This is a genomic window from Glycomyces harbinensis, from assembly GCF_900101745.1.
Lineage (GTDB): Bacteria > Actinomycetota > Actinomycetes > Mycobacteriales > Micromonosporaceae > Glycomyces > Glycomyces harbinensis.
Window position 1 is genome coordinate 164,365 of the sequence record NZ_FNAD01000010.1, and the last position, 20,950, is coordinate 185,314.

The window sequence follows — 20,950 nt, forward strand, 5'->3', positions numbered from 1 at the left end:
CTCACCGCAGCTCCAGTCCGGACTCGGCGAGGTAGTTCAAGGGCTCCACGGGCCGGCCGTCCACGTGCACCTCGAAGTGCACGTGGGACCCGAACGAGTGGCCGGTGTTCCCGGCGTTCGCGATCTGGCCGCCCGCCTCCACGTGGTCGCCTTCGCCGACGAGCACCTCGGAGTTGTGCGCGTAATAGGTCTCGACGCCGTCGCCGTGGTCGATGACCACGAGGTTCCCGAACCCGGACTCCCACCCGGCGTGGACGATCGTGCCCGGGTAGGCGGCGTAGACCGCGTCGCCGGTCGCGGCGTCGAAGTCGACCCCGTTGTGGTTGCGGCCCCAGCGCTGGCCGAACAGGGACGTGATGGTGATCTGGTCGAGCATCGGCGTCCACTTGATCTGGGCGTCCTGCGCGGCCACCGGCGACGTCCGCGCGGGCTCGGCCGTGGCCGCGACGCCGGCGGTGCCGGGCGCGGCCGTCTCGGCCGCGTCCACCGGGCCGGGCGCGGCGTCTTCCGGGACGCTCGCCTCGGCCGCGAGCGCGGCGATGTCGCTCACCGCCTGCGAGGCGTCCTCGTGGCGGCGCTCCTCCTCCGCGGGGAGCCCCGCGGCGGTGGCCATGGCGACGACGGACGCTCCGGCGACGGCCGATCCGACCACCGCGGTGTAGCGGCGCTGGGTCCCCGCCAGGAGCGGTGAGAGTTCTGCGGCCCACGAGGCGCGGTGCTGGCCCCTCGTGCGGTGCGGCCGGGCGGCGTGACGCCTGATCGCACCGGCGGCTACCGGTCCGGTGTCGGACAATCTTTCCTCCGGGTCCGTGGCGTTGCCCATCGGAGGCGCTTTGGAACCGGGCCGCTGGGGCGGCGGGGCTCCGGGGGGCGTCCGTGAGCTTGGCAACCGGGACACCGTAACGCCGCGCACGCCGGGCGGGGGAGATTCGTCACCGCCCGGCGTGTCGCGACAATGCGGACAATAAGGAAAGGTAGTGACCGCCTTCCGGCAGTCGGATCTACGACTCGGGGGTGTCGGGGGCGAGCCGCTCCCTCGATTCGGTGAACAACCGGACGATCTCGGGGCGGACCTCGGCGCGCTCGGACAGCGGTGCGGCCCACGGCACCCGGATCGCGGTCTCGGCGCCGCCGGCCAGGACCGCGAAATCGGCCCCTTCGCCGTCGAAGCCGGTCATGCGGGCCGACTCGGCGCCCGGCCGATCGCCGACGCCTCGGCAGATGACGAGGGTGTCGGCGGCGTGGTCGACGTTCATGTGGTGGCAGATCGCGGCGATCACCTTGGGCGCGAACGGGTTCTTGCCGAGGCCCTCGCCGAGTTCGGCGAGCACCGCGCCGTTGTGGTCGTAGGCCAGCAGGATCTCCTCGACGAGGCGGTCCTGGTCCTCCCGCGGCAGGTCGATCCGGTCGAGGCGGGACCGGTATTCGTCCTTGAAGGACTTGGGGCTGGCGATGCCGTCGAACGAGTAGAAGGACGCGCCCTCGCCGTCGAAGCCGTAGTTGCGCCGCGCGGCCTTGCCGAAGGCCTGGCCGCCGGAGAGGTCGCCCAGGTAGCGGGTGTAGGCGTGGGCGATGTAGCCGCCGGGCCCCTCGGCGCACGCGGCGTCGATCCGGTCCACATAGGCGCGCGTCGCGGAAAGGGGCTCGATGCCGGATCGCCATTTCGGGCCCATCAGGAACGCCAGGTCCGCCTCGATCGCGCCCCGTCGGGCCAACTCGCCGAACACGAACGGTCCGGCGACCGGGTCCTGCGCGTAGCGCTCGGCCGCCGCCTCGATCGCCTCGTAGACGAAGAACTGCTGGGCGTGCCAGCGCGTGTAGTCGTCCACACTGAGCGAACCGTCGAAGAGCCGGTCGAACACGCCGGGGGAGCGGTCGGCGGCGTCCTCGGAGGAGGGGTCGAGTCCCTGGTGGCGCGACCAGGAGGCCTCGCGGATCCGGGCCGAGAAGGGGAGCGTCCCGGTGCCGGCCGGGTCGCCCGCGGCGGCGCTGTCTGCTGGCATGTGCGGATTCCTTATCGAGCCGGGGACGTATTATTGAGTAAGGCAAGCCTAACCTACAGGAGGCCGATGTGGTCCGTCGAGCGAACTGCCGACCCGTCAGCGAACGCCGTCGGCGCATCGGCGAGAATGGTGAAGTCGCACCCGCCCGTGCGATCGAACCAGAAAGACCATGAGAATCACGGTCGCAAGCCTTCCCTAGTGCGAGCCGACTGTGGCACCATGGGCTCAACTGGTCCCCTTGACAGAACGTTCCCACACCTCACGGGAGGCCTCGTGAAACCGGCCAGACTATTCAAGAAGCTCGGCGCCGCGGTCGCCGTTGGCCTCGTCATGCTCGGCATCATCGCGGGAACCGCCTCGGCCGCCAACGCCGACGGCACCTCGGGCGAGGTGAACTCCGGCACACCCAGCACCGAGATCATCGCGACCACTGCCACCTCGGGCGAAGTCAACTAGCACCGGGGCGCGGACATGGTCGTGACTCGATGCCGGTGACGAGGGACTCGCATCCCAAGCTCTTCCGGGTCATGCCGAGGATCGCCACCGGCCTCGTGCTCGTCCTCGGCGCCGTCGCGCTCGTCTACCTCGGCCCGCCCGAGGACTTCCCGGCCTTCCAGGTCGCGTTCTTCCTCGTCGCGTTCCTCGTCGGGCAGCGCCTGACGATCCAGTACCACGCCCGCGGGATGGGCATCGCGTTCAACCTCACCGACATCCCGCTGGTGATCGCGCTGTTCTACCTGCCCCCGTTCTGGGTGCTCGCCACCAAGTGCTTCGTGGCGATCCTGTTCTACGGGTGGCGGTACCTGCGCACCGACGTGGGACTGCTCAAGCCGCTCTACAACATCGGGCTCACCGGCGTCGGCACCGCCGTCGCCGTGCTCTTGGTGCAGTACCTGCAGCTCGGGGCGGCCACCGATCCCGAGACCTGGCTGGTCCTGGTCCTGGCGGTCGTGCTCACCGGCGTCGTCGTCACGGTCTTCATCTCACTGCTCCTGTACTTCCTCTCCGGCTGGGCCAGCGTCGTGAAGGCATGGGTCGGCTTCGCGCTCACCCTCGTCGGCCCGGTGCTCGGCGCGTGCGTCGGCGTGATGTTCCTCGTCCTGCTCGACGCGAGCCTGTGGACGGGCGTGCTCATCGGCGCGGTCGTCGTGGCGTTCATCTACCTCGCCCGCAGCTACGCCGCGCTGCGCCGACAGCGTCAAGTACTGCGCGAACTCAACGAGTTCACGCAGCTCGTGGTCGACTCCGTGCACACCAAGCGCCTCATCGACGCGATGCTCGGGCGCCTGCGGGACATCCTGTCGGCCGAGTCCGCGACCGTGTGGGTCCCGGCCGTCGGCCGGTACCCGCCCATCCGGCTCACGTCCTCACTCGACGACTCCGGGCTCACCGACCTCGACCCGGTGCCCGACAGCCTCCAGCGCGCCGTCATGGACTCCGGCGAAGGCGTCCTCCTGAGCCCCAAGAACGGGACCAAGGCGCAGCGCGAGGAACTCGAGGCCGCCGGACTGCGCGGCGCGATGCTCGTGCCGCTGCGCTCGGGCGACGAGGTCTACGGCTGCCTCTCGGTCGCCGACCGCATCGGCGGCGAGATCTCGCACTTCGTCTCCGTCGACCTCCAGCTGATGGAGACCATCGCCGCGAACGTCGGCATCGCCGTCCAGAACGAGCGGCTGCTCGACCAGCTCCGCTACGACGCCTACCACGACCCGCTCACCCGGCTCCCGAGCCGGCGCCGGTCACTGGCCGCCCTCCAGGAGGCGCTCTCGATCACCGTGCCCGGCGAGGTCGTGGCCGTGCTCATGTTCGATGTGGACGGCCTGCACGAGATCAACGACGCGCTCGGCCACGAGGCCGGCGACACGACGCTCGTCGAGTTCGCGCGCCGCCTCAAGGCGCACGCGCCCGCCGGCTCCTTCATCGGCCGCATCGACTCCGACGAGTTCATCCTCCAGACCCGCCTGTCCTCCACCGAGGAGGCCGTCGAGTGCGCCCGCCGGCTGCGGGCCGACCTCTCCGGGCCTTTCGAGGTCGGCGGGGTCGCCGTGACCCTCTCGGCCGCCGTGGGCGTGGTCACGCACCCCGACTTCGCCGCGGACGCCGACGAGCTGCTCAAGCGCGCCGACGGCGCCACCAGGCAGGCCAAGGACGCCGCCGACGGCGTCCGCCTCTACCACTCCGGGCTCGAGTCCGAGAGCCTGCGCCGCATCGGCCTCGCCGCCGACCTGCGCCGCGCCCTCGACCGCGGCGAGCTCGAGGTGCACTTCCAGCCGAAGGTCCGGCTCGACCGCGCGCTCAGCGACGGCGGCGCGGTCGTCGGCGCCGAGGCGCTGGTGCGCTGGCCGCACCCCGAGTTCGGCCTCGTCGCCCCCGAGGAGTTCATCCCCATCGCCGGGTCGACCGGTCAGCTGGGGCAGCTCACCGAGACCGTGCTCGACGAGGCGCTGCGCCGCTCGGCCGAGTGGGCCGGCGAGGACGGGCCGCTGCCGATGGCCGTGAACCTGTCGCCGCGCACGCTCACCGACGAGGGCTTCCCCGACAAGGTCGCCGCGATGCTGGAGCGCCACGGCGTGCCGGCCGACCGGCTCACGTTCGAGATCACCGAGGACGACGTCGTCTCGGGTGAGCCGCGTCTCGCGCCCGCGCTCGACCGGCTCCACGAGATGGGCGTGCGCTTGTCGGTGGACGACTTCGGCACCGGGTACTCCTCGCTGGCGTACCTGCGCCGGCTCCCGGTCCAGGAGATCAAGATCGACATCCGCTTCGTCCAGGGCATGGCGACCGACGCCGACGACAGGGCGATCGTGGAGGCGGTGCTGGGCCTCGCCCGGCACTTCGCGATCGGGGTCGTCGCCGAGGGCATCGAGGCCCACCAGACAGTCGAGCAGCTGCGCGAGCTCGACTGCGAGGTCGGCCAGGGGTACTACTTCTCGCGTCCGCTGCCGCCCGACCGCTTCGCCGCGTGGCTCGACACCCAGGGCGGAGGCCGGGGTCAGACCCGCCTTCGGGTGGTCTGAACGGCACGCTGTGGCCCGCACCGCAACGCGGGGCCCGCGTCAGCGCGTAGGCGCTCGTCATGTACTCTTGTCAAGGCCGCGAGGGAAGCCTCGCGATCGCCCCTATAGCTCAGTCGGTAGAGCGTCTCCATGGTAAGGAGAAGGTCTGCGGTTCGATTCCGCATGGGGGCTCGGAAGCACTGCGAGGTACCATCCAAGGCGGTGCTGTACTGCTCACACAGTTCTTCTGCTCACGCAGGCCATCTGGTGGCAGTGAGCGCACGGCGGTGTAGCTCAGTGGTAGAGCAAACGACTCATAATCGTTGTGTCGGCAGTTCGATCCTGCCCATCGCTACTTTTGCTCAGCGTCGACTACCGAGCTAGGCTGGTCGACGCTTTTGTTTTTGTTCGTAGACCGCGCCGCATCCGGCGCGTTCGAGTTAGAGGAAGGCACTCATCGTGGCCAAGGCTACTGACGTCCGCCCCAAGATCACCATGGCGTGCGTGGAGTGCAAGGAGCGCAACTACATCACGAAGAAGAACCGGCGGAACGACCCCGACCGGCTCGAGCTCAAGAAGTACTGCCCGCGCTGCAAGACCTCGCAGGTCCACAAAGAGACCCGCTAGTCTTACCGCCCGGCGACATGCTCAATCCTTCGTATGTGGGCCGGTCCTTGCCGACCACCGAACCGGTGTCGATCACGGCCGATTCGGTGACGCGTTTCGCCCGGGCCCTGGGCCTGCGCGACCCCGCCGAGCCGACTGACGGCTCGCAGGCGCCGCCGAGACCGGTACCCCCCACCTACTTGATCTCGCTCACGCTGCCCGCGGCGGAGCGGCTCATCGACGACCCCGATTTCGGGCTCGACTGGAGCCGCGTCCTGCACCGCGAGCAGCGTTTCGCGTACCACCGGGAGCTCCGCGCGGGCGCCGTCGTGTCGTGCGAGGTGACGATCGAGTCGATCAAGACCGTCGCCGGCAACGACCTCCTGTCGCTGCGCACCGGCGTGACGGACGCCGAAGGGCTGGCCGCCGAGGTGTGGACGACCCTGTTCGTCGCGGCTGGAGAACCCTCATGAGCCTGCACGAGCTCGAAGCCGGCGCGGCCGTGTTCAGCGCCTCCTTCACCGTCGAGCGCTCCGACCTCGCCGCGTACGCCGAGGCCTCCGGGGACCGCAACCCGATCCACCTGGACGAGGCGGCCGCGAAGGCCGCCGGGCTCCCCGACGTGATCGCCCACGGCATGTACACGATGGGCCTGGTCTCCCGAGCCGTGCTCGAATGGGCCGCCGAAGCGGCGCCCGAGGCCCGGCTCACCGAGTTCTCCGCCCGCTTCGCCAAGCCCGTGGTGGTGCCCGCCGACGGCGGGGCGCAGGTCGAGGTCGAGGCCAAGGTCCGCAAGGCCGAGGGCGACTCGGTCGAACTCGCGATCACCGTCACCAGCGGCGGCGAGCGGGTCCTCGCGCCGTCGAGGGCGACCCTCACCGCGAACTAGCGCGGGCCTCGGCAGATCTGCAACTGACACCGGACGTACGGCGAACGGCGCGGGCTTCGGCCCGCGCCGTTCTCGTCGTCCACAGGCCTGTGGATAACTCGGCGTAGTCGAAGAACCCCTTGCCGCTCTTGCGGCCGATCGCGCCCGAGGCGACCATGCGGCGCAGCAGCGCGGGCGGGAAGAACTTGGGGTCGGCGGTGTCCTCGTAGATGTTCTCGGTCGCGTGGGTGATCACGTCGATGCCGGTGAGGTCGGCGGTCGCGAGCGGGCCCATCGGGTGCCCGAAGCCGAGCCGGCACGCCGTGTCGAGGTCCTCGGCCGAGATCACGCCGTCCTCCACGAGGCTCGCGGCCTCGTTGATGAACGCGCAGATGAGCCTGGTCGTCGCGAAGCCCGCGACGTCACGGTTGACGACCACGCAGGTCTTCCCGGCGGACTCGGCGAAGGCGCGCGCGGCGTCGAGGGCCGCGTCGCTCGTGTGCAGGCCGCGCACGAGTTCGCACAGCTGCATCATGGGCACCGGCGAGAAGAAGTGGGTGCCGACCACGCGCTCGGGGTGCGAGGCGGCCGAGGCGATCTCCGTGATCGGGATGGCCGAGGTGTTCGTGGCGAGCACGGTCTCGGGGGCGCAGATCGCCGAGAGCTTCCGGAAGACCTCCTGCTTGACGTCGACGCGCTCGAAGACGGCCTCCACGACGATCTCGGCCTTCGCGGCCTGCTCGACGTCGGTGGTCCTCCAGATGCGAGCGCGGGCCGCCTCGGCGTCCTCGGCGGTGATCCTTCCCTTGGCGGCGAAGCGGTCCAGGGACTTCCGAACGGCCGCGTCGGCCCGCTCCAGCGCCCCCTTGTCCGCGTCGACCAGGAGCACGTCCCAGCCGCCGACGGCTGCGACCTGCGCAATGCCCGAACCCATGAGTCCCGAACCGATTACCGCGACATGTGCCATGGAGGGAGGCTATATGGTCGGGGGTATGGCGGTCAATCTCACCAGGATCTACACCAAAACCGGCGACGACGGCACGACCGGCCTCGCCGATTTCACCCGCGTGCCCAAGACCCATCTGCGGCTCGCCGCGTACGGCGACGTGGACGAGACGAATGCGGTCATCGGCACGGCGCTCGCGCTCCACACCGGGGAGATCGGGGAGGCGATGCGGGAGGTCCTGCTGGCCGTCCAGAACGACCTGTTCGACGTCGGCGCGGACCTCTCGACGCCGGTGGCCGAGGACCCGAAGTACCCGCCGCTGCGCATCGACGAGTCCTATGTGGTCCGGCTCGAGGGCTGGATCGACGAGTCCAACGCGGACCTGGAGTCGTTGCGCTCGTTCATTCTGCGGGGCGGCACTCCCGGTGCGGCGCTGCTCCACCAGGCGTGCACGGTGGCGCGGCGGGCCGAGCGCTCGGTGTGGGCGCTGCTGGAGGCCGAGCCCGACACGACGCACGCGGCGCCGGTCACCTACCTCAACCGGCTCTCCGACCTGCTGTTCGTGCTGGCCCGCAAGGCCAACCCGGGCGGAGACGTCCTGTGGACGCCGCGGGGTTCGACCGCGTAGCCGGGGACCGTTTCGTCGCGTTGTGAAATCGTTACGCCCTTGGAAGGGCCTTCTCGCTTGACGGGATCGGTAACACGGGTAAGGATATGAACGGTAACATGCATTCTCGCAAATATCGAAAACCCTGACATTACCCCTGATTTCGAAAGGCGAACCCCACGTGCTTAAGCAAGTTCTCGCCGGCATCGGCGCCGGTGCACTCCTCTTCGGTCTCACCGCCTGCGGCGGTGGCGACGACGGCGACGGCGGTGGCGGCTCCGACGAGGGCCTCGTCATCGGCTTCGCCCAGGTCGGCGCCGAGTCCGCATGGCGCACCGCCAACTCCGCCTCCGTCCAGGCCGCCGCCGAGGCCGCCGGACACGAACTCAAGTTCGTCGACGCCCAGCAGGAGCAGGAGAAGCAGATCTCGGCGGTCCGCGACTTCATCACCCAGCAGGTCGACGCCATCGTCCTGGCACCTGTGGTCGAGACCGGCTGGACCGACGTGCTCCAAGAGGCCGAGGACGCCGGCATCCCGGTGATCCTGGCCGACCGCGGCGTCGAGGCCGCCGACGAGGACCTCTACGTGACCCGTCTGGGCTCGGACTTCGCCGAAGAGGGCCGCAAGGCCGGCGCCTGGGCGGCCGAGACGTTCGCCGACGACGCCGACGGCACCCGCATCCTGGAACTCCAGGGCACCACCGGTTCGGCCCCCGCGAACGACCGCAAGGCCGGCTTCTTCGAGGTCCTCGACGCCGAAGGCCTCGACTACGAGATCGTCGACTCCCAGTCGGGCAACTTCACCGCCGAAGAGGGCAAGGCGGTCATGGAAACCTTCATCACCACCCACACCCTCGACGGCATCGACCTGCTCTACGCCCACAACGACGAGATGGGCCTGGGCGCGATCCAGGCCATCGAGGAGGCCGGCAAGGTCCCCGGCGTCGACATCCAGATCATCATCGTGGACGGCTCGAAGGCCGGCTTCCAGGCCGGTGTCGACGGCAAGCTCAACTACATCGTCGAGTGCAACCCCGCGTTCGGCGACCAGCTGATGGACGTCGTCGAGTCGGTCGTGAACGGCGACGAGGTCGAGAAGTTCACCCCGGTCGAGGAGGGCGCCTTCGACGCCTCCCAGTTCGAGGCCGAGCTGCCCAACCGCGAGTTCTAGACCCGCGCTGGTCGAAAGCGCTTCTCTCGACCGCGAGTGTTCAACCCGCACCGTCAAAAGAGTGCTTCTCGACCACGGGTGCCAGACCCCGCAGTCACAGATCCAAGCGTCCGGGCGGGCCTCAGGGCCGGCCCGGACGCCTCCCGCTCCCGATCGCCGCACCGCTTCCGGTGCGCCACAACGAAGGTCTAATCCCATGTCTGACGAGCCGATCGTCCAGATGACCGGGATCAGGAAGGACTTCACCGGTGTCCGCGCCCTCGACGGCGTGGACTTCACCCTGAGGCCTGGAGAGATCCACGCCGTCATGGGGGAGAACGGCGCCGGCAAGTCCACGCTGATCAAAGTCCTCACGGGCGTCCACACCCCGGACGCCGGCCAGATCCGCCTCGACGGGAGACCGGTCCGCTTCCACAGCCCGGGCGCGGCCCAGGCCGCCGGCATCTCCACCGTGTACCAGGAGGTCAACCTCACCGACAACCTGTCGGTGGCCGAGAACCTCTTCGCCGGGCGCGAACCGCGCCTCGGGCCGTTCATCAACTTCCGCGCCATGCGCCGCAAGGCGAGAGCGCTCCTGGACGACATCGGGATCGACCTCAACGTCGCCGCGCCGCTGTCGTCCTACTCCATCGCCATGCAGCAGCTCGTCGCGATCAGCCGCGCCGTCGACATCGAGGCGAAGGTGCTCATCCTCGACGAGCCGACCTCCTCGCTCGACCGCGACGAGGTCGCCGTGCTGCTCGGCGTCATGCGCCGCCTCGCGGCGCAGGGCACCGCGATGGTGTTCATCTCCCACTTCCTCGAGCAGGTCTACGAGATCTCCGACCGGATGACGGTGCTGCGCAACGGGAAGCTCGTCGGCGAATGGGCCACCGCGAACCTGCCCGAGAGCGCGCTCATCGGGCACATGCTCGGCCGCGAGGCCGCGACCCTGGAGCAGATCGAGCGGGCCGTCGCCGCCCACCGCGTGGCCGACGAGGCCCCGCTCGTGACCGCGACGGGCCTGGGCCGCAAGGGCTCCATCGCGCCGTACGACCTGGACGTGCACCGCGGCGAGGTCGTCGGCCTGGCCGGGCTGCTCGGCTCGGGACGCACCGAGACCGTCCGGCTCATCGCCGGGGCCGACCGCGCCGACTCCGGCGAGCTGCGCTTCGAGGGCGGCAAGGTCGGCGGGCACAACCCGCGCACCGCCGCCGCGCGCGGCATCGCGTTCTGCCCCGAGAACCGCAAGACCGAAGGGCTCGTAGGGGACCTGACCGTGGGGGAGAACATGATCCTCGCGATGCAGGCCGCCCGCGGCTGGGCCCGGTCGATCCCCGTCGCCCGCCGCGACAGGATCGTCGCCGAGTTCATCGAGAAGCTCGGCATCCGCCCGGCCGACCCCGACATGCCCGTCAAGAACCTCTCCGGCGGCAACCAGCAGAAGGTGCTCCTCGCCCGCTGGATGATCATCGAACCGAAGCTCCTCATCCTCGACGAGCCGACCAGGGGCATCGACGTCGGCGCGAAGGCCGACATCCAGCGCCTCGTCGCCGAGCTCTCCGGCGAGGGCATGGCCGTCCTGTTCGTCTCCGCCGAACTCGACGAGGTCACCCGGCTGTCCGACCGGATCGCGGTCCTGCGCGACCGCGAACTCATCGCCGTGCTCGAATCCGAGGCCGACATGACCACCGAACGCATCGTCGACACCATCGTGGCGGGAGGCAAGAATGACTAGCGCGTCCACGCCGGCCAAGGCGCGCGGCGGGGCCAACCCGTACCTCAAGCGCCTGATGTGGCCGCTCGCGGTCCTGGTGGCCCTCATCGTCGTCAACATCGCCGTCACCGGCTTCGACTTCATCGTCCCCAGCGTCAACGACGACCGCCTCGGCGGCGCGTTCGTCAACATCCTGCGCCGCTCGGCGCCGCTGCTGCTCGTCAGCCTCGGCATGACGCTCGTCATCGCCACCAAGGGCATCGACCTGTCCGTCGGCGCCGTCTACGCCATCGGCGCGGCCATCGCCTGCCAGATGATCATCGACGCCGAGAACCAGTCCGCCCCCGGCCTCATCTTCGCGGCCGTGGCCCTCGCCCTGGTCGTCACCGGCGTCATCGGCGCCTGGAACGGGACCATGGTGGCCTACTTCGGCATCCAGCCGATCGTGGCCACGCTCATCCTCATGATCGCCGGCCGCGGCATCGCCCAGCTCGTCACCGGCGGCCAGATCCCCAAGGTCCAGGACTCCAGCCCCTTCACCGAACTCGGCCGCGGCGCGATCCTCACCGTCCCGGTGCCGATCGTCATCGCCGCGCTCGTGCTCCTCCTGCTCGCCCTGCTCACCCGGAGGACCGCCCTGGGGATGCTGCTCGAATCCGTCGGCGGCAACCCCGAGGCCAGCCGCCTCGCGGGCATCCGCTCCAAGGGCATCACCGTCCTGGTGTACCTGGTGTGCGGGCTGTGCGCGGGCCTGGCCGGGCTCATCGGCGCCGCCAACCTCGGCAGCGCCGACGCCAACAACGGCGGCCTGTGGATCGAACTCGACGCCATCCTCGCCGTCGTCATCGGCGGCACCGCCCTGCTCGGCGGCCGGTTCTTCCTGCTGGGCACCACGATCGGCGTGGTCATCATCGGGACGCTGGAGGACACCATCATCAACGTCGGCCTCTCCAGCCAGTGGCAGTTCACCGCCAAGGCCATCGTGGTCTTCGTCGTCGCACTGCTCCAGAGCCCCGAGTTCCGCGCCTGGATCCTGAAGCCGTTCAAGCGGAAGCCGGAAACCCCGGCGCCCGCGCCCGCCGAGGAGGTCCTGGCCAAATGAGCACGCAGACACTGACCGAGCGCCCGTCGCGCTCGACGCTGTTCGACGGCCTCACCCGCTACGTGCCCATCGGCGCCACCGTGGCGCTGCTGGTCGCGCTGTACCTCGGCGGGGTCGCCAACTACCGGAACTTCGACAACCCGCAGGTCATCGCGAAGCTGTTCATCGACAACGCCTCGCTGCTGGTCATCGCCGTCGGCATGACCTTCGTGATCCTCTCCGGCGGCATCGACCTGTCGGTCGGCTCGGTGATGGCGTTCGCGACCATGGCCTGCGCCTGGCTCACCGTCGAGGCCGGCATCTCCGCGCCGCTCGCGGTCGCGCTGGTGCTGGCGTTCGGGACGGCCTGGGGCCTGCTCATCGGCTCGGTGATCCACTACTTCCACGTGCAGCCGTTCATCGCGACCCTGGTGGGCCTGTTCCTCTTCCGGGGCCTGACCCTCCAGATCTCCGACACCGACGTCTCCATGCGGGACGTCGAGTTCTTCCACTGGGGCATGACCCACGTCGACTTCGGCGAGGTCCGCGACGGCGGCTTCTGGCTGCCGTACCTGTCGTTCCTGGCCTTCGCGGTCGTCATCATCTCGTTCGTCGTCTTGCACTACACGCGGTTCGGACGCGGCGTCTACGCCGTCGGCGGCTCGGAGTCCTCCGCGCTGCTCATGGGACTCCCGGTGGCGCGCACCAAGATCGGCGTCTACGCCATCAGCGGGTTCTGCGCGGCCCTCGCCGGGGTCCTCGCGGCGTTCGCGACCAAGAGCGCCAACCCGCTCGCCAACGTCGGCGCCGAACTCGACGCGATCGCCGCGGTCGTCATCGGCGGGACGCTGCTGACCGGCGGGGCCGGATTCGTCCTCGGCACCGTCGCGGGCGTCATGGTCTGGGGGATGCTCAACACCCTGATCGCCTTCCAGGGGAACCTCTCCTCGTGGTGGGCGCGCATCGTCATGGGCGTGCTCCTGCTCGCGTTCATCCTGCTCCAGCGGGTCCTCGCCCGCTCGGGGGAGAAGCGGCGCACCTAGACCTTCCTCTTCGCACCAGGGCCGCCGACCGCATGGTCGGCGGCCCTACTTCATATACGGGTTGGCAGAGTCGTCCGACAAGATGTAGCATGAGTGCTATCAACTAACGGATGATTGCAACGGAGACTCAGATGGGACACCCCCCGGCATTCGACGGGCCCGTGATCGCCGTGTCCGACCTGCGGATGCGCTACGGCGACAAAGACGTGCTGACCGGACTCGACCTCGAGATCGAATCCGGCGGCGTCACGGCCCTCCTCGGCCCCAACGGCGCCGGCAAGACCACCACGATCGAGATCCTCGAAGGCTTCCGCGCCCGCAGCGGCGGCAGCGTCAAGGTCCTCGGCACCGACCCCGCGCACGGCGACGAGCGCTGGCGGGCCGGCCTCGGCGTCGTCCTCCAGGAATGGCGCGACAACGGCAAATGGCGCGCCCGCGACCTCCTCCAGCACTTCGGCGAGTACTACAAGCCGTACTCCGAACCCTGGGGCGCCGACGAACTGCTCGACCTCGTCGGCCTCGCACCCCAGGCCGGCCAGCGCGTGCAGACCCTCTCCGGCGGCCAGCGCCGGCGCCTCGACGTCGCCCTCGGCATCATCGGCCGCCCCGGCCTGCTGTTCCTCGACGAGCCGACCACCGGCTTCGACCCCCACGCCCGCCGCGAGTTCCACGAGCTCATCCACCGGCTCACCGACCTCGACGGCACCACGATCCTCCTCACCACCCACGACCTCGACGAGGCCGAGAAGCTCGCCGAGCGCATCCTCATCCTCGCCGGGGGCCGGATCATCGCCGACGGCTCGCCCGACAAGCTCGCCCGCGCCGCCGCCACCACCGCCGAGGTCAAGTGGCTCCAGGACGGACGGCTCCAGATCCACGCCACCGACGACGCGACCGACTTCGTCCGGGGCCTCCTGGCCACCGACGGCGGCACGGTCACCGACCTCGAAGTCCACCGCGCCAGCCTGGAGGACGCGTACCTGTCGCTCGTCGCCAGGTTCGAGGCCGGCCAGGCAGAAGCCGCCGTCGACACCTTCAAGGAGGCCACGGCATGAGCACCGCGAACATGAACAGCACGATCGTGAACACCACCCTGCACGCCTACAAGACCGGCGTGAAGCGCGGCCTCATCGAGACCCGCATCACGCTGACGACCGTCAGCGACCTGCTGGGCTTCATCATGCCCACCGGCATCGCCATCGCCGTCCTCTTCTTCATGCGCGGCGCCCAGTTCGAAGGCTCCCCGGTGTCCCTGGGCTCGATGAACATGCCCAGCCTCATCGGCATGAACGTCGTCTTCGGCGGCGTCATGGGCATCGTGGGGACCCTGTCGATGGACCGCACCAACGGGACCCTGCTGCGCGCCAAGTCCATGCCCGGCGGCATGACCGGCTACCTCGTCGGACACATGGTCTCCACCGCGCTGTTCGTCCTCGCCACCGTCGTGGTCATGCTCACCGCGGGCCTGGTCCTGTTCGAGGACCTCTCCTTCGGGACCCCCGACCGGTGGCTCATGTTCCTCGCGGTCGTCCTCATGGGCATCGTGACGACCCTCCCGATCGGAGCGGTCCTCGGCGCGCTCATCAACAACCCCAAGAACATGGCGCTCATCATGCTCCCGTTCATGGGCATGATCGCGATCTCGGGGATCTTCTACCCGATCACCGCGCTCCCGGGCTGGCTCCAGGGGATCGGGCAGGCCCTGCCGATGTACTGGATGGGATTGGGAATGCGGCACGCGCTGCTGCCCGACGCGATGTCGGCCGTGGAGATCGGGGAGTCCTGGCGGACCCTCCTGATGTTCGGGGTCCTCGCCGCCTGGGCGATCCTGGCGCTGGCCCTGGCGCCGCGCCTGCTGCGGCGCATGGCCAGCCGCGAGTCCGGTTCGGCGGTGGCCGCGCGCCGCGCCGAGATGCAGCAGCAGTGGGGTTAGGGCCGTGGCCGGAGACGAGGTGTACAACCGCATCGCGATGCTGCGCGCCGAGCGGGGCGTCTCACGGCGGCAGCTGGCCGACGCCCTCGGCGTCCACTACCAGACCGTCGGCTACCTCGAACGCGGCGAGTACTCGCCGAGCCTGTACCTGGCGCTGAAACTCGCCGAGTACTTCGAGGTGTCCGTGGAAGTCGTGTTCTCCACCAAGCCCTTCCCGCGCATCGGCGCCTGAGGGAGGGCCGGGGGTGAACCCCCTCGCCCCGCGTTCCGGCAACACCACGGCTCCGGCCGGCCGGAGCGCGGGGCCCTTTTGTTCACTTCTGCGCCATCCCCGTGTCGACCGCGCCTGGGACCGTTTGGTCAGTCAGTGGAACACCACTGTTCGGGAGACACTGACGGTTCGGCCAGTCCATCGACCCCACGGTTTTGGAGACACAGAGTGCACATCGACCGACGGCGGCTGCTGGCCGCCGGGGCCGGCGGCGCGATCCTGCTCGGCACCCCCGGGATCTCGTACGCGGCCTCACGCCCGCAGCTCACCCACGGCGTCCAGTCCGGTGACGTCACCGAACGCGGCGCGATCCTGTGGACCCGCGCCGACCGCGGCTCCGACATGGTCGTCGAACTCGCGACCCGGCCGGACTTCAAGCACGCCAGGACGATCGAGGGCCCGGCGCTGACCGCGAGGACCGACTACACCGGCAAGCTCCGGCTCAAGGGGCTCACCCCCGGCAAGACCTACCACTACCGGGTCCGGGCCGAGGGCGAGCGCCGCTCCGAGGCGCTCGAGGGATCGTTCACGACCGCCGCGCGCGACCCGCAGGACATCAGGTTCCAGTGGTCGGGTGACCTCGCCGGGCAGGGCTGGGGCATCAACCCCGAGTTCGGCGGCTACCGCATCTTCGAGGCCATGGCCGAGTCGGAACCGGACTTCTTCCTGTGCTCGGGCGACTTCGTGTACGCCGACGGGCCGATCGTGGAGACCGTCGCGCTGCCGGACGGCACCACGTGGCGCAACACCGTGACCGAGGAGAAGTCGAAGGTCGCCGAGACCCTCGACGAGTACCGGGGCCAGTTCAAGTACAACCTGCTCGACGACAACCTGCGGGCGTACCTCGCGCGGGTGCCGATGGTGAACCAGTGGGACGACCACGAGGTCACCAACAACTGGTACCCCGGGGAGATCCTGGACCTGCCGCAGTACACCGAGAAGAACGTGGACGTCCTCGCCGGGCGGGCCCGGCAGGCCTTCGCCGAGTACACGCCGGGCGGCTTCGGGCCCGAGCCCGACGGGCGGATCTACCGCAAGATCGAGTACGGGCCGCTGCTGGACCTGTTCGTGCTCGACATGCGGACCTTCAAGAGCCCCAACCCGGACGCCGACGGCGCGACGGGCCAGATCCTCGGCGAGCGGCAGCTGTCGTGGCTCAAGTGGGAGCTGCGCCGGTCCAAGGCCACGTGGAAGGCCATCGCCGCGGACCTGCCGATCGGGCTCATCGTGGGCGACGGCGCCGGTGCGCAGGAAGGCGTCTCGAACGGCGCGGGCGGCGCGCCGGGCGGCCGCGAGACCGAGATCGCCGGGCTCCTGTCGTACCTCAAGCGCGAGGAGGTGCGGAACACGGTGTGGCTGACGGCCGACGTCCACTACACCGCGGCGCACCACTACAGCCCGGACCGGGCGGCCTTCCAGGACTTCGACCCGTTCTGGGAGTTCGTCTCCGGCCCGCTCAACGCGGGGGCGTTCGGGCCGAACCAGCTGGACGCGACCTTCGGTCCCGAGGCGGTGTTCGTGCAGGCGCCTCCGGCGGCGAACACGTCGCCGGCGATGGGCTACCAGTTCTTCGGCGAGGTGTCGATCGACGCCGAGACCGAGGTGCTGACGGTGCAGCTCAAGGACATCGACGGGACGGCGCTGTTCACGCAGGCCGTCGAGCCGGTCGCCTGAGTCGCCGAGGGCCCGCGGGAGCATCCTCCCGCGGGCCTTCGGCGCGTCAGCCGATGAGCGACAGTTCCCGCAGCGCCTCGACGGACGGGACGCCCCGGGTCCGCGGGTCCGCGTCCTCGGGCCGGTCGCCGAGGTCGGCGCCGCAGAGCCCCGCGAACAGGAGGCCGCTGACGGCCCAGCTCAGCGCTTGGGGGTCGGCCGCGCCGTGCCGGTCGTCGATGTTCCAGGTGACCGTGACCTGCCGCTCCCCGTCGAGCGAGTGGAACGAGTAGGTCTGGTGGCCGAGGCCGCCGCCGGTGTGGCCCCAGAAGATCTCGTCCGGGTCGTCGGGGCAGCCCATGGTCAGCCCGGCGAGTCCGAGCCCGTACAGCAGGCCGGCGCCGGTGTCGACGTGGTCGCTCATCTCGGCCAGCTGCGCCGCGTCGAGGAGCGTGCCGTCGGTCAGCGCCCGGTAGAAGTCGTTGGCGTCGCCCGTGGTGGCGACGACGCCGCCCGCCGCCCAGAGCTGGTCGTTCGAGAGCGCCGTGGTGTCGAAGTACGGTTCGGCCGCGTCGCCGGTGGTGATGTACGGCACCGCGTTCGGGCCGCGGATGCCCGAGGTGCGGTCGCGCGGTCGAGCAGTCGCTCGTCGGGTTCGGCGGCGTATCGCGCGTGTGCCGTGGAGGGGATCGCGATGAGCGCGAGCGCCACTGCTCCTACGGCGGGTAGGTGTTTGCCCATGCCGCAACGTTATGGGTCGAAGCGGGACGAGACCACCGCAATGAGACTGAACTTCACTTGCGGCGCAAGGAGGAACCGGACGCGACGACGCCTCCTCCGAACGGAGGAGGCGTGGGACGTCAGTCGCTCGCGCGGTCGGAGTAGAACGCGGCCCCCGGCGGGGCCGCCTCCATCCACGACAGGAATCCGGTGACGGCCGAGGTGGTCATCGCCAGTTCGACTTCGCCGCCGGCGTTCTTGCACCGCAGGATCGCCACTTCGGGGGGGAAGATCTGGGCTTCGGGGCCGACCGGCGTGCGCCGCTCGGAGATCTGGAGGTCGTCGCGCGAGAGCAGGTAGCGCGGGCCGAACGCCAGGGAGAACATGCGGAACCAGCGGAGCGTGCCGCTCTCGTAGACCGCGAAGCCGGGGGCCCAGCCGCGCCCTTCCATGTGCCGGGAGAGCCTGGCGGCCATGGCCACCGAGCCCGAGCGGGACAGGATCGAGCGCCGGACGTAGGTCAGCACCAGGAACACCGCGACGGCCGCCGCCAGTGCGGCGACGACGAGCAGTGCCTTCAGCATGGCCTACGCCGAAGCGGGGGCGACCGCCTCGGCGGTCTCTGCGAGGATGGTGACGCCGTCGGTCGTGACCGACAGGAATCCGCCTTCGATCTGCCAGGCCAGTTCGCCGCCGTCGACCGGCTGCACGCGTACGGTGCTGTCGACGCGCAGCTCGCCGAGGAGCGGCTGGTGGCCGGGCAGCACGCCCAGTTCGCCTTCGGTGGTGCGGGCGTAGACGGCCTTGGCCTCGCCGGACCACACCTTCGAGTCGACTGCCACTACTTCGACGTTCAGTTGCCCTGCCACGACGCTCCTTCACCAGACTGCGGGATGGTTACCGGAAGTCTAGACGGCGACGGGCGCGAACGTCGAATCGCCCAAGGCGGGGGACTCGAAGATCACCCGAGCCCCCAGGGGGTATGGCGCCCGGGCCTCGAACGATGATCGCCCGTGCCGGGGTCCGCACCCGGAAGGGGGACGACGAAGGCCCCCGGCGACGCCGGGGGCCTCGAAGTCCGATGCGTTACACGCGGGCGCGGCGCGCGAGGCGCTCCGGGTCCATGATGATGACGCTCTTGCCGTCCAGGCGCAGCCAACCGCGCCCGGCGAAGTCGGCCAGGGCCTTGTTCACGGTCTCGCGGGAGGCGCCGACCAGCTGGGCGAGCTCCTCCTGCGTGAGGTCGTGGGTCACGCGCAGGACGCCGCCGTCACGGGTGCCGAAACGGCTCGCCATGTGCAGCAGCGCCTTCGCGACGCGGCCGGGCACGTCCGTGAAGATGAGGTCCGCCATCGAGTCATTGGTGCGACGGAGCCGTCGCGCTATCACTCGGAGGAGCTGCTCGGCGATCTCGGGCCGGTTCGCCAGCCACGGCCGCAGAGCGGTCTTGGACAGGCGGGCCATGCGGGTGTCGGTGAGAGCGGTGGCGGTGGCGGTGCGCGGGCCGGGGTCGAACAGTGCGAGCTCGCCGACCATGTCGGACGGGCCCATCACCGCGATGAGGTTCTGGCGCCCGTCGGCGGAACGGCGTCCGAGCTTCACCTTCCCGGACATGACGATGTAGAGACTGTCGCCCGGCTCGTTCTCGGTGAAGACGGTCTGGCCCTTGTTGACGTCGACGTACTCCATCTCTTTGATGAGCGATTCGACAGCTTCGGGATCGACACCCTTGAACAGGGCGGCCCTGGCCAATACATCTTCCATGTCCGTTCGCACCTTTCTTCAACGCACCGCTAGTGCAAGTACTGAGTCTATGCCTCTTGTCCGCATTGCGGGAGCGAGACCCCCGTAAATCCACATGCGCACCGTGTCCGTTTGAGCATTGCCTTATGAGCACCGCAGGGACCGGAATCGGCATTCGAGTCCGATTGGCATGCGTCGGTCGGTTCCGAGCGTCACCCCGAGAGGCTCACCACGCGGTCTCAGCAGGAGTTTCTTTCCGGTGAACGGAATGCGTCGACAGCGACCGGTACAGCCTACCCGCAATGTGACGCCACGCCCACCATCAGGCAACCGGCACTTCCCCCAAAACCGAACATCCACGAGAGCGGGCGCCGCGACCGGAGCGCGCACTCGCGCGAAGGGCGGCCTCCCACTCAGGTGCACGAACCGGTCGCGACCGAGCCGGAGGCGGTGCGGCCCGCCTCCAGCACCGGCGAGGACTCGTCCATCGTCAGCGCGTATCCGGTCTCGGGATCGTCGACCGCGGCGGCGAAGATGACACCGATCACCTCGCCGGCGGGGTTGAGCAGCGGACCGCCCGAGTTGCCGCCGATGATGGTCGCGTAGAGCTGGTAGACCTCGCGGGTGACCGTGCCGTCGTCGTAGATGTCGGGGCCGGTGACGATCCGCGCCTCGCGGATGCGCGCGGCCGTCGCGGTGTACGGGCCGCCGCCGGGGTAGCCGAGCACGACCGCGTCCTCGCCGGACCCGGCGGTCTCCGGCTGGATCGGCAGCGCCGGGGCGTCCAGGCCCGGGACGTGGAGGATCGCGAGGTCCTTGTCGGGCTCGAAGACGATGACGTCGGCGTCGAAGAGCTCGCCGTCGGACTCGACCTGGACCGATTCGGTGCCGGCGACCACGTGCGCGTTGGTGGCGACGAGCTCGTCGTCGTAGACGAAGCTGGAGCCCTCGATCTGCCGGTCGCAGGACGGGGCCGAGCCGTGGACCTTGAGGACGGACTCCTCGCTGTTGACCACGAGGCCGGAGGCCGCGAGCTCGGGGTCGGGGGGCGCGACCGATCGGGCGTCGGTCGGGTCGAGCCCGAAGAACACGTTCGGCATCCCCGAGGTGTTCAGCGACTCCTGCAGCGACTCGTAGACGCCCTTGACCGTGTCGGGCATGTACTCGTCGATCCCGGAGACCAGGCTCGAGTTGCGGACCGCGCCCGCGACGGCGGGCATGGACGAGTTCGCGAGCGGCGCGGCGGCCACCCAGGTCACCAGGAGGACCGCGGCGACCGAGACGATCGGGCCCGCGAGGTGGTCGAGGCGCCGGGACCCGTTGGACTTCAGGCGCCGGCGCAGGCGGTAGCCGAGCGCGGTCATGAGGGCCATGCCGCCCACCGCGAGCGCGAAGACCACGACGAGCGAGACGATGAGCTTGGCGAGCGCGTCCTGGTAGAAGTCGCCGGCGAAGGGCGCGATCTGGATGCCCAGGAGGGCGCCGCCGAGGAAGCCGAAGAAGGCGGTCGCCGAGGTGATGAAGCCCTCGCGGTAGCCGTTGACGGCGAACAGGAGCGCCAGGAGCACGATGACGACGTCGACCAGGATTCCGGAGCCGCCGGCGCTCATCGC

At 69.8% G+C, this 20,950-nt stretch carries 22 protein-coding genes and 2 tRNA genes; 16 read left to right on the plus strand and 8 right to left on the minus strand.

Annotated elements, in window-relative coordinates; all coding sequences use genetic code 11:
• Window position 1: 1 nt before the first annotated feature.
• Window positions 2-793 carry a M23 family metallopeptidase gene (locus BLQ63_RS17250; protein ID WP_177154984.1) on the minus strand — a complete coding sequence of 264 codons (792 nt, stop codon included), beginning with the start codon at window positions 791-793 and terminating at the stop codon, window positions 2-4.
• A gap of 208 nt (window positions 794-1,001) precedes the next feature.
• Entirely contained in the window at window positions 1,002-2,003 is a 1,002-nt protein-coding gene (locus tag BLQ63_RS17255; RefSeq protein WP_091037950.1) for a biliverdin-producing heme oxygenase, read from the minus strand.
• Window positions 2,004-2,276: 273 nt separating this feature from the next.
• Here BLQ63_RS17255 and BLQ63_RS17260 point away from each other — a divergent pair, with 273 nt between their 5' ends.
• From BLQ63_RS17260 to BLQ63_RS17290, 7 genes are all read left to right on the plus strand, one after another.
• Window positions 2,277-2,459 carry a hypothetical protein gene (locus BLQ63_RS17260; RefSeq protein WP_091037951.1) on the plus strand — a complete coding sequence of 61 codons (183 nt, stop codon included), beginning with the start codon at window positions 2,277-2,279 and terminating at the stop codon, window positions 2,457-2,459.
• Window positions 2,460-2,488: 29 nt separating this feature from the next.
• Window positions 2,489-5,020: an EAL domain-containing protein gene (locus BLQ63_RS17265; RefSeq protein WP_091037952.1), complete on the plus strand. Its 2,532-nt coding sequence runs from the start codon at window positions 2,489-2,491 to the stop codon at window positions 5,018-5,020.
• Window positions 5,021-5,118: 98 nt separating this feature from the next.
• Window positions 5,119-5,191: transfer RNA gene (locus BLQ63_RS17270), tRNA-Thr, on the plus strand.
• Window positions 5,192-5,282: 91 nt separating this feature from the next.
• Window positions 5,283-5,354: transfer RNA gene (locus BLQ63_RS17275), tRNA-Met, on the plus strand.
• A gap of 104 nt (window positions 5,355-5,458) precedes the next feature.
• Window positions 5,459-5,626: a 50S ribosomal protein L33 gene (gene rpmG, locus BLQ63_RS17280; RefSeq protein ID WP_177154985.1), complete on the plus strand. Its 168-nt coding sequence runs from the start codon at window positions 5,459-5,461 to the stop codon at window positions 5,624-5,626.
• A 17-nt stretch (window positions 5,627-5,643) separates the two neighbouring features.
• A complete protein-coding gene (locus tag BLQ63_RS17285; protein WP_091037957.1) occupies window positions 5,644-6,078 on the plus strand; it encodes an FAS1-like dehydratase domain-containing protein in 435 nt (144 codons plus the stop codon).
• Window positions 6,075-6,494 (plus strand): MaoC/PaaZ C-terminal domain-containing protein, encoded by a 420-nt coding sequence (locus BLQ63_RS17290; protein ID WP_091037960.1) that lies wholly within the window; start codon window positions 6,075-6,077, stop codon window positions 6,492-6,494. The genes BLQ63_RS17285 and BLQ63_RS17290 overlap by 4 nt, the downstream gene beginning before the upstream one ends.
• Here the strand turns inward: BLQ63_RS17290 and BLQ63_RS17295 are convergent.
• Entirely contained in the window at window positions 6,481-7,440 is a 960-nt protein-coding gene (locus BLQ63_RS17295) for a 3-hydroxyacyl-CoA dehydrogenase family protein (protein ID WP_091037962.1), read from the minus strand. The two genes, BLQ63_RS17290 and BLQ63_RS17295, sit on opposite strands and share 14 nt — an antisense overlap.
• A gap of 25 nt (window positions 7,441-7,465) precedes the next feature.
• Between BLQ63_RS17295 and BLQ63_RS17300 the strand changes: the two genes are divergently transcribed.
• The 9 genes from BLQ63_RS17300 (at window position 7,466) to BLQ63_RS17340 (ending at window position 16,895) form a co-directional block, all read left to right on the plus strand.
• Entirely contained in the window at window positions 7,466-8,047 is a 582-nt protein-coding gene (locus BLQ63_RS17300; protein WP_091037966.1) for a cob(I)yrinic acid a,c-diamide adenosyltransferase, read from the plus strand.
• Window positions 8,048-8,207: 160 nt separating this feature from the next.
• On the plus strand, window positions 8,208-9,197 hold the full coding sequence (locus tag BLQ63_RS17305) for an ABC transporter substrate-binding protein (RefSeq protein WP_091037969.1): 990 nt from the start codon (window positions 8,208-8,210) through the stop codon (window positions 9,195-9,197).
• A gap of 196 nt (window positions 9,198-9,393) precedes the next feature.
• On the plus strand, window positions 9,394-10,914 hold the full coding sequence (locus tag BLQ63_RS17310) for a sugar ABC transporter ATP-binding protein (RefSeq protein WP_091037971.1): 1,521 nt from the start codon (window positions 9,394-9,396) through the stop codon (window positions 10,912-10,914).
• Window positions 10,907-11,995, plus strand: a complete 1,089-nt coding sequence (locus tag BLQ63_RS17315) for an ABC transporter permease (RefSeq protein ID WP_091037973.1) — start codon at window positions 10,907-10,909, stop codon at window positions 11,993-11,995. The genes BLQ63_RS17310 and BLQ63_RS17315 overlap by 8 nt, the downstream gene beginning before the upstream one ends.
• The gene (locus tag BLQ63_RS17320; RefSeq protein WP_091037975.1) at window positions 11,992-13,017 is read left to right on the plus strand and encodes an ABC transporter permease subunit; all 1,026 of its coding nucleotides are present in this window, start codon (window positions 11,992-11,994) and stop codon (window positions 13,015-13,017) included. Before BLQ63_RS17315 ends, BLQ63_RS17320 begins: the two co-directional genes overlap by 4 nt.
• Window positions 13,018-13,148: 131 nt before the next feature.
• Window positions 13,149-14,072 carry an ABC transporter ATP-binding protein gene (locus tag BLQ63_RS17325; protein ID WP_218125314.1) on the plus strand — a complete coding sequence of 308 codons (924 nt, stop codon included), beginning with the start codon at window positions 13,149-13,151 and terminating at the stop codon, window positions 14,070-14,072.
• 26 nt (window positions 14,073-14,098) lie between these two features.
• On the plus strand, window positions 14,099-14,950 hold the full coding sequence (locus tag BLQ63_RS17330) for an ABC transporter permease (RefSeq protein ID WP_091038057.1): 852 nt from the start codon (window positions 14,099-14,101) through the stop codon (window positions 14,948-14,950).
• A 37-nt stretch (window positions 14,951-14,987) separates the two neighbouring features.
• On the plus strand, window positions 14,988-15,182 hold the full coding sequence (locus tag BLQ63_RS17335; protein ID WP_091038060.1) for a helix-turn-helix domain-containing protein: 195 nt from the start codon (window positions 14,988-14,990) through the stop codon (window positions 15,180-15,182).
• A gap of 207 nt (window positions 15,183-15,389) precedes the next feature.
• The gene (locus tag BLQ63_RS17340; protein WP_091037977.1) at window positions 15,390-16,895 is read left to right on the plus strand and encodes an alkaline phosphatase D family protein; all 1,506 of its coding nucleotides are present in this window, start codon (window positions 15,390-15,392) and stop codon (window positions 16,893-16,895) included.
• Window positions 16,896-16,941: 46 nt separating this feature from the next.
• On the opposite strand, the gene BLQ63_RS17345 is transcribed toward BLQ63_RS17340, so the two are convergent.
• The 5 genes from BLQ63_RS17345 to BLQ63_RS17365 all read right to left on the minus strand — a co-directional run bounded on the left by BLQ63_RS17345 (window position 16,942) and on the right by BLQ63_RS17365 (window position 20,947).
• A complete protein-coding gene (locus tag BLQ63_RS17345; RefSeq protein WP_091037980.1) occupies window positions 16,942-17,469 on the minus strand; it encodes a serine hydrolase in 528 nt (175 codons plus the stop codon).
• A gap of 265 nt (window positions 17,470-17,734) precedes the next feature.
• Window positions 17,735-18,178: a DUF2550 domain-containing protein gene (locus BLQ63_RS17350; protein ID WP_091037983.1), complete on the minus strand. Its 444-nt coding sequence runs from the start codon at window positions 18,176-18,178 to the stop codon at window positions 17,735-17,737.
• 3 nt (window positions 18,179-18,181) lie between these two features.
• The gene (locus BLQ63_RS17355; RefSeq protein WP_091037985.1) at window positions 18,182-18,463 is read right to left on the minus strand and encodes a F0F1 ATP synthase subunit epsilon; all 282 of its coding nucleotides are present in this window, start codon (window positions 18,461-18,463) and stop codon (window positions 18,182-18,184) included.
• A gap of 217 nt (window positions 18,464-18,680) precedes the next feature.
• Complete coding sequence (locus BLQ63_RS17360; RefSeq protein ID WP_026924818.1) at window positions 18,681-19,358, minus strand: Crp/Fnr family transcriptional regulator; 678 nt, start codon at window positions 19,356-19,358, stop codon at window positions 18,681-18,683.
• A gap of 392 nt (window positions 19,359-19,750) precedes the next feature.
• Entirely contained in the window at window positions 19,751-20,947 is a 1,197-nt protein-coding gene (locus tag BLQ63_RS17365) for a MarP family serine protease (protein WP_091037988.1), read from the minus strand.
• Window positions 20,948-20,950: the final 3 nt, after the last annotated feature.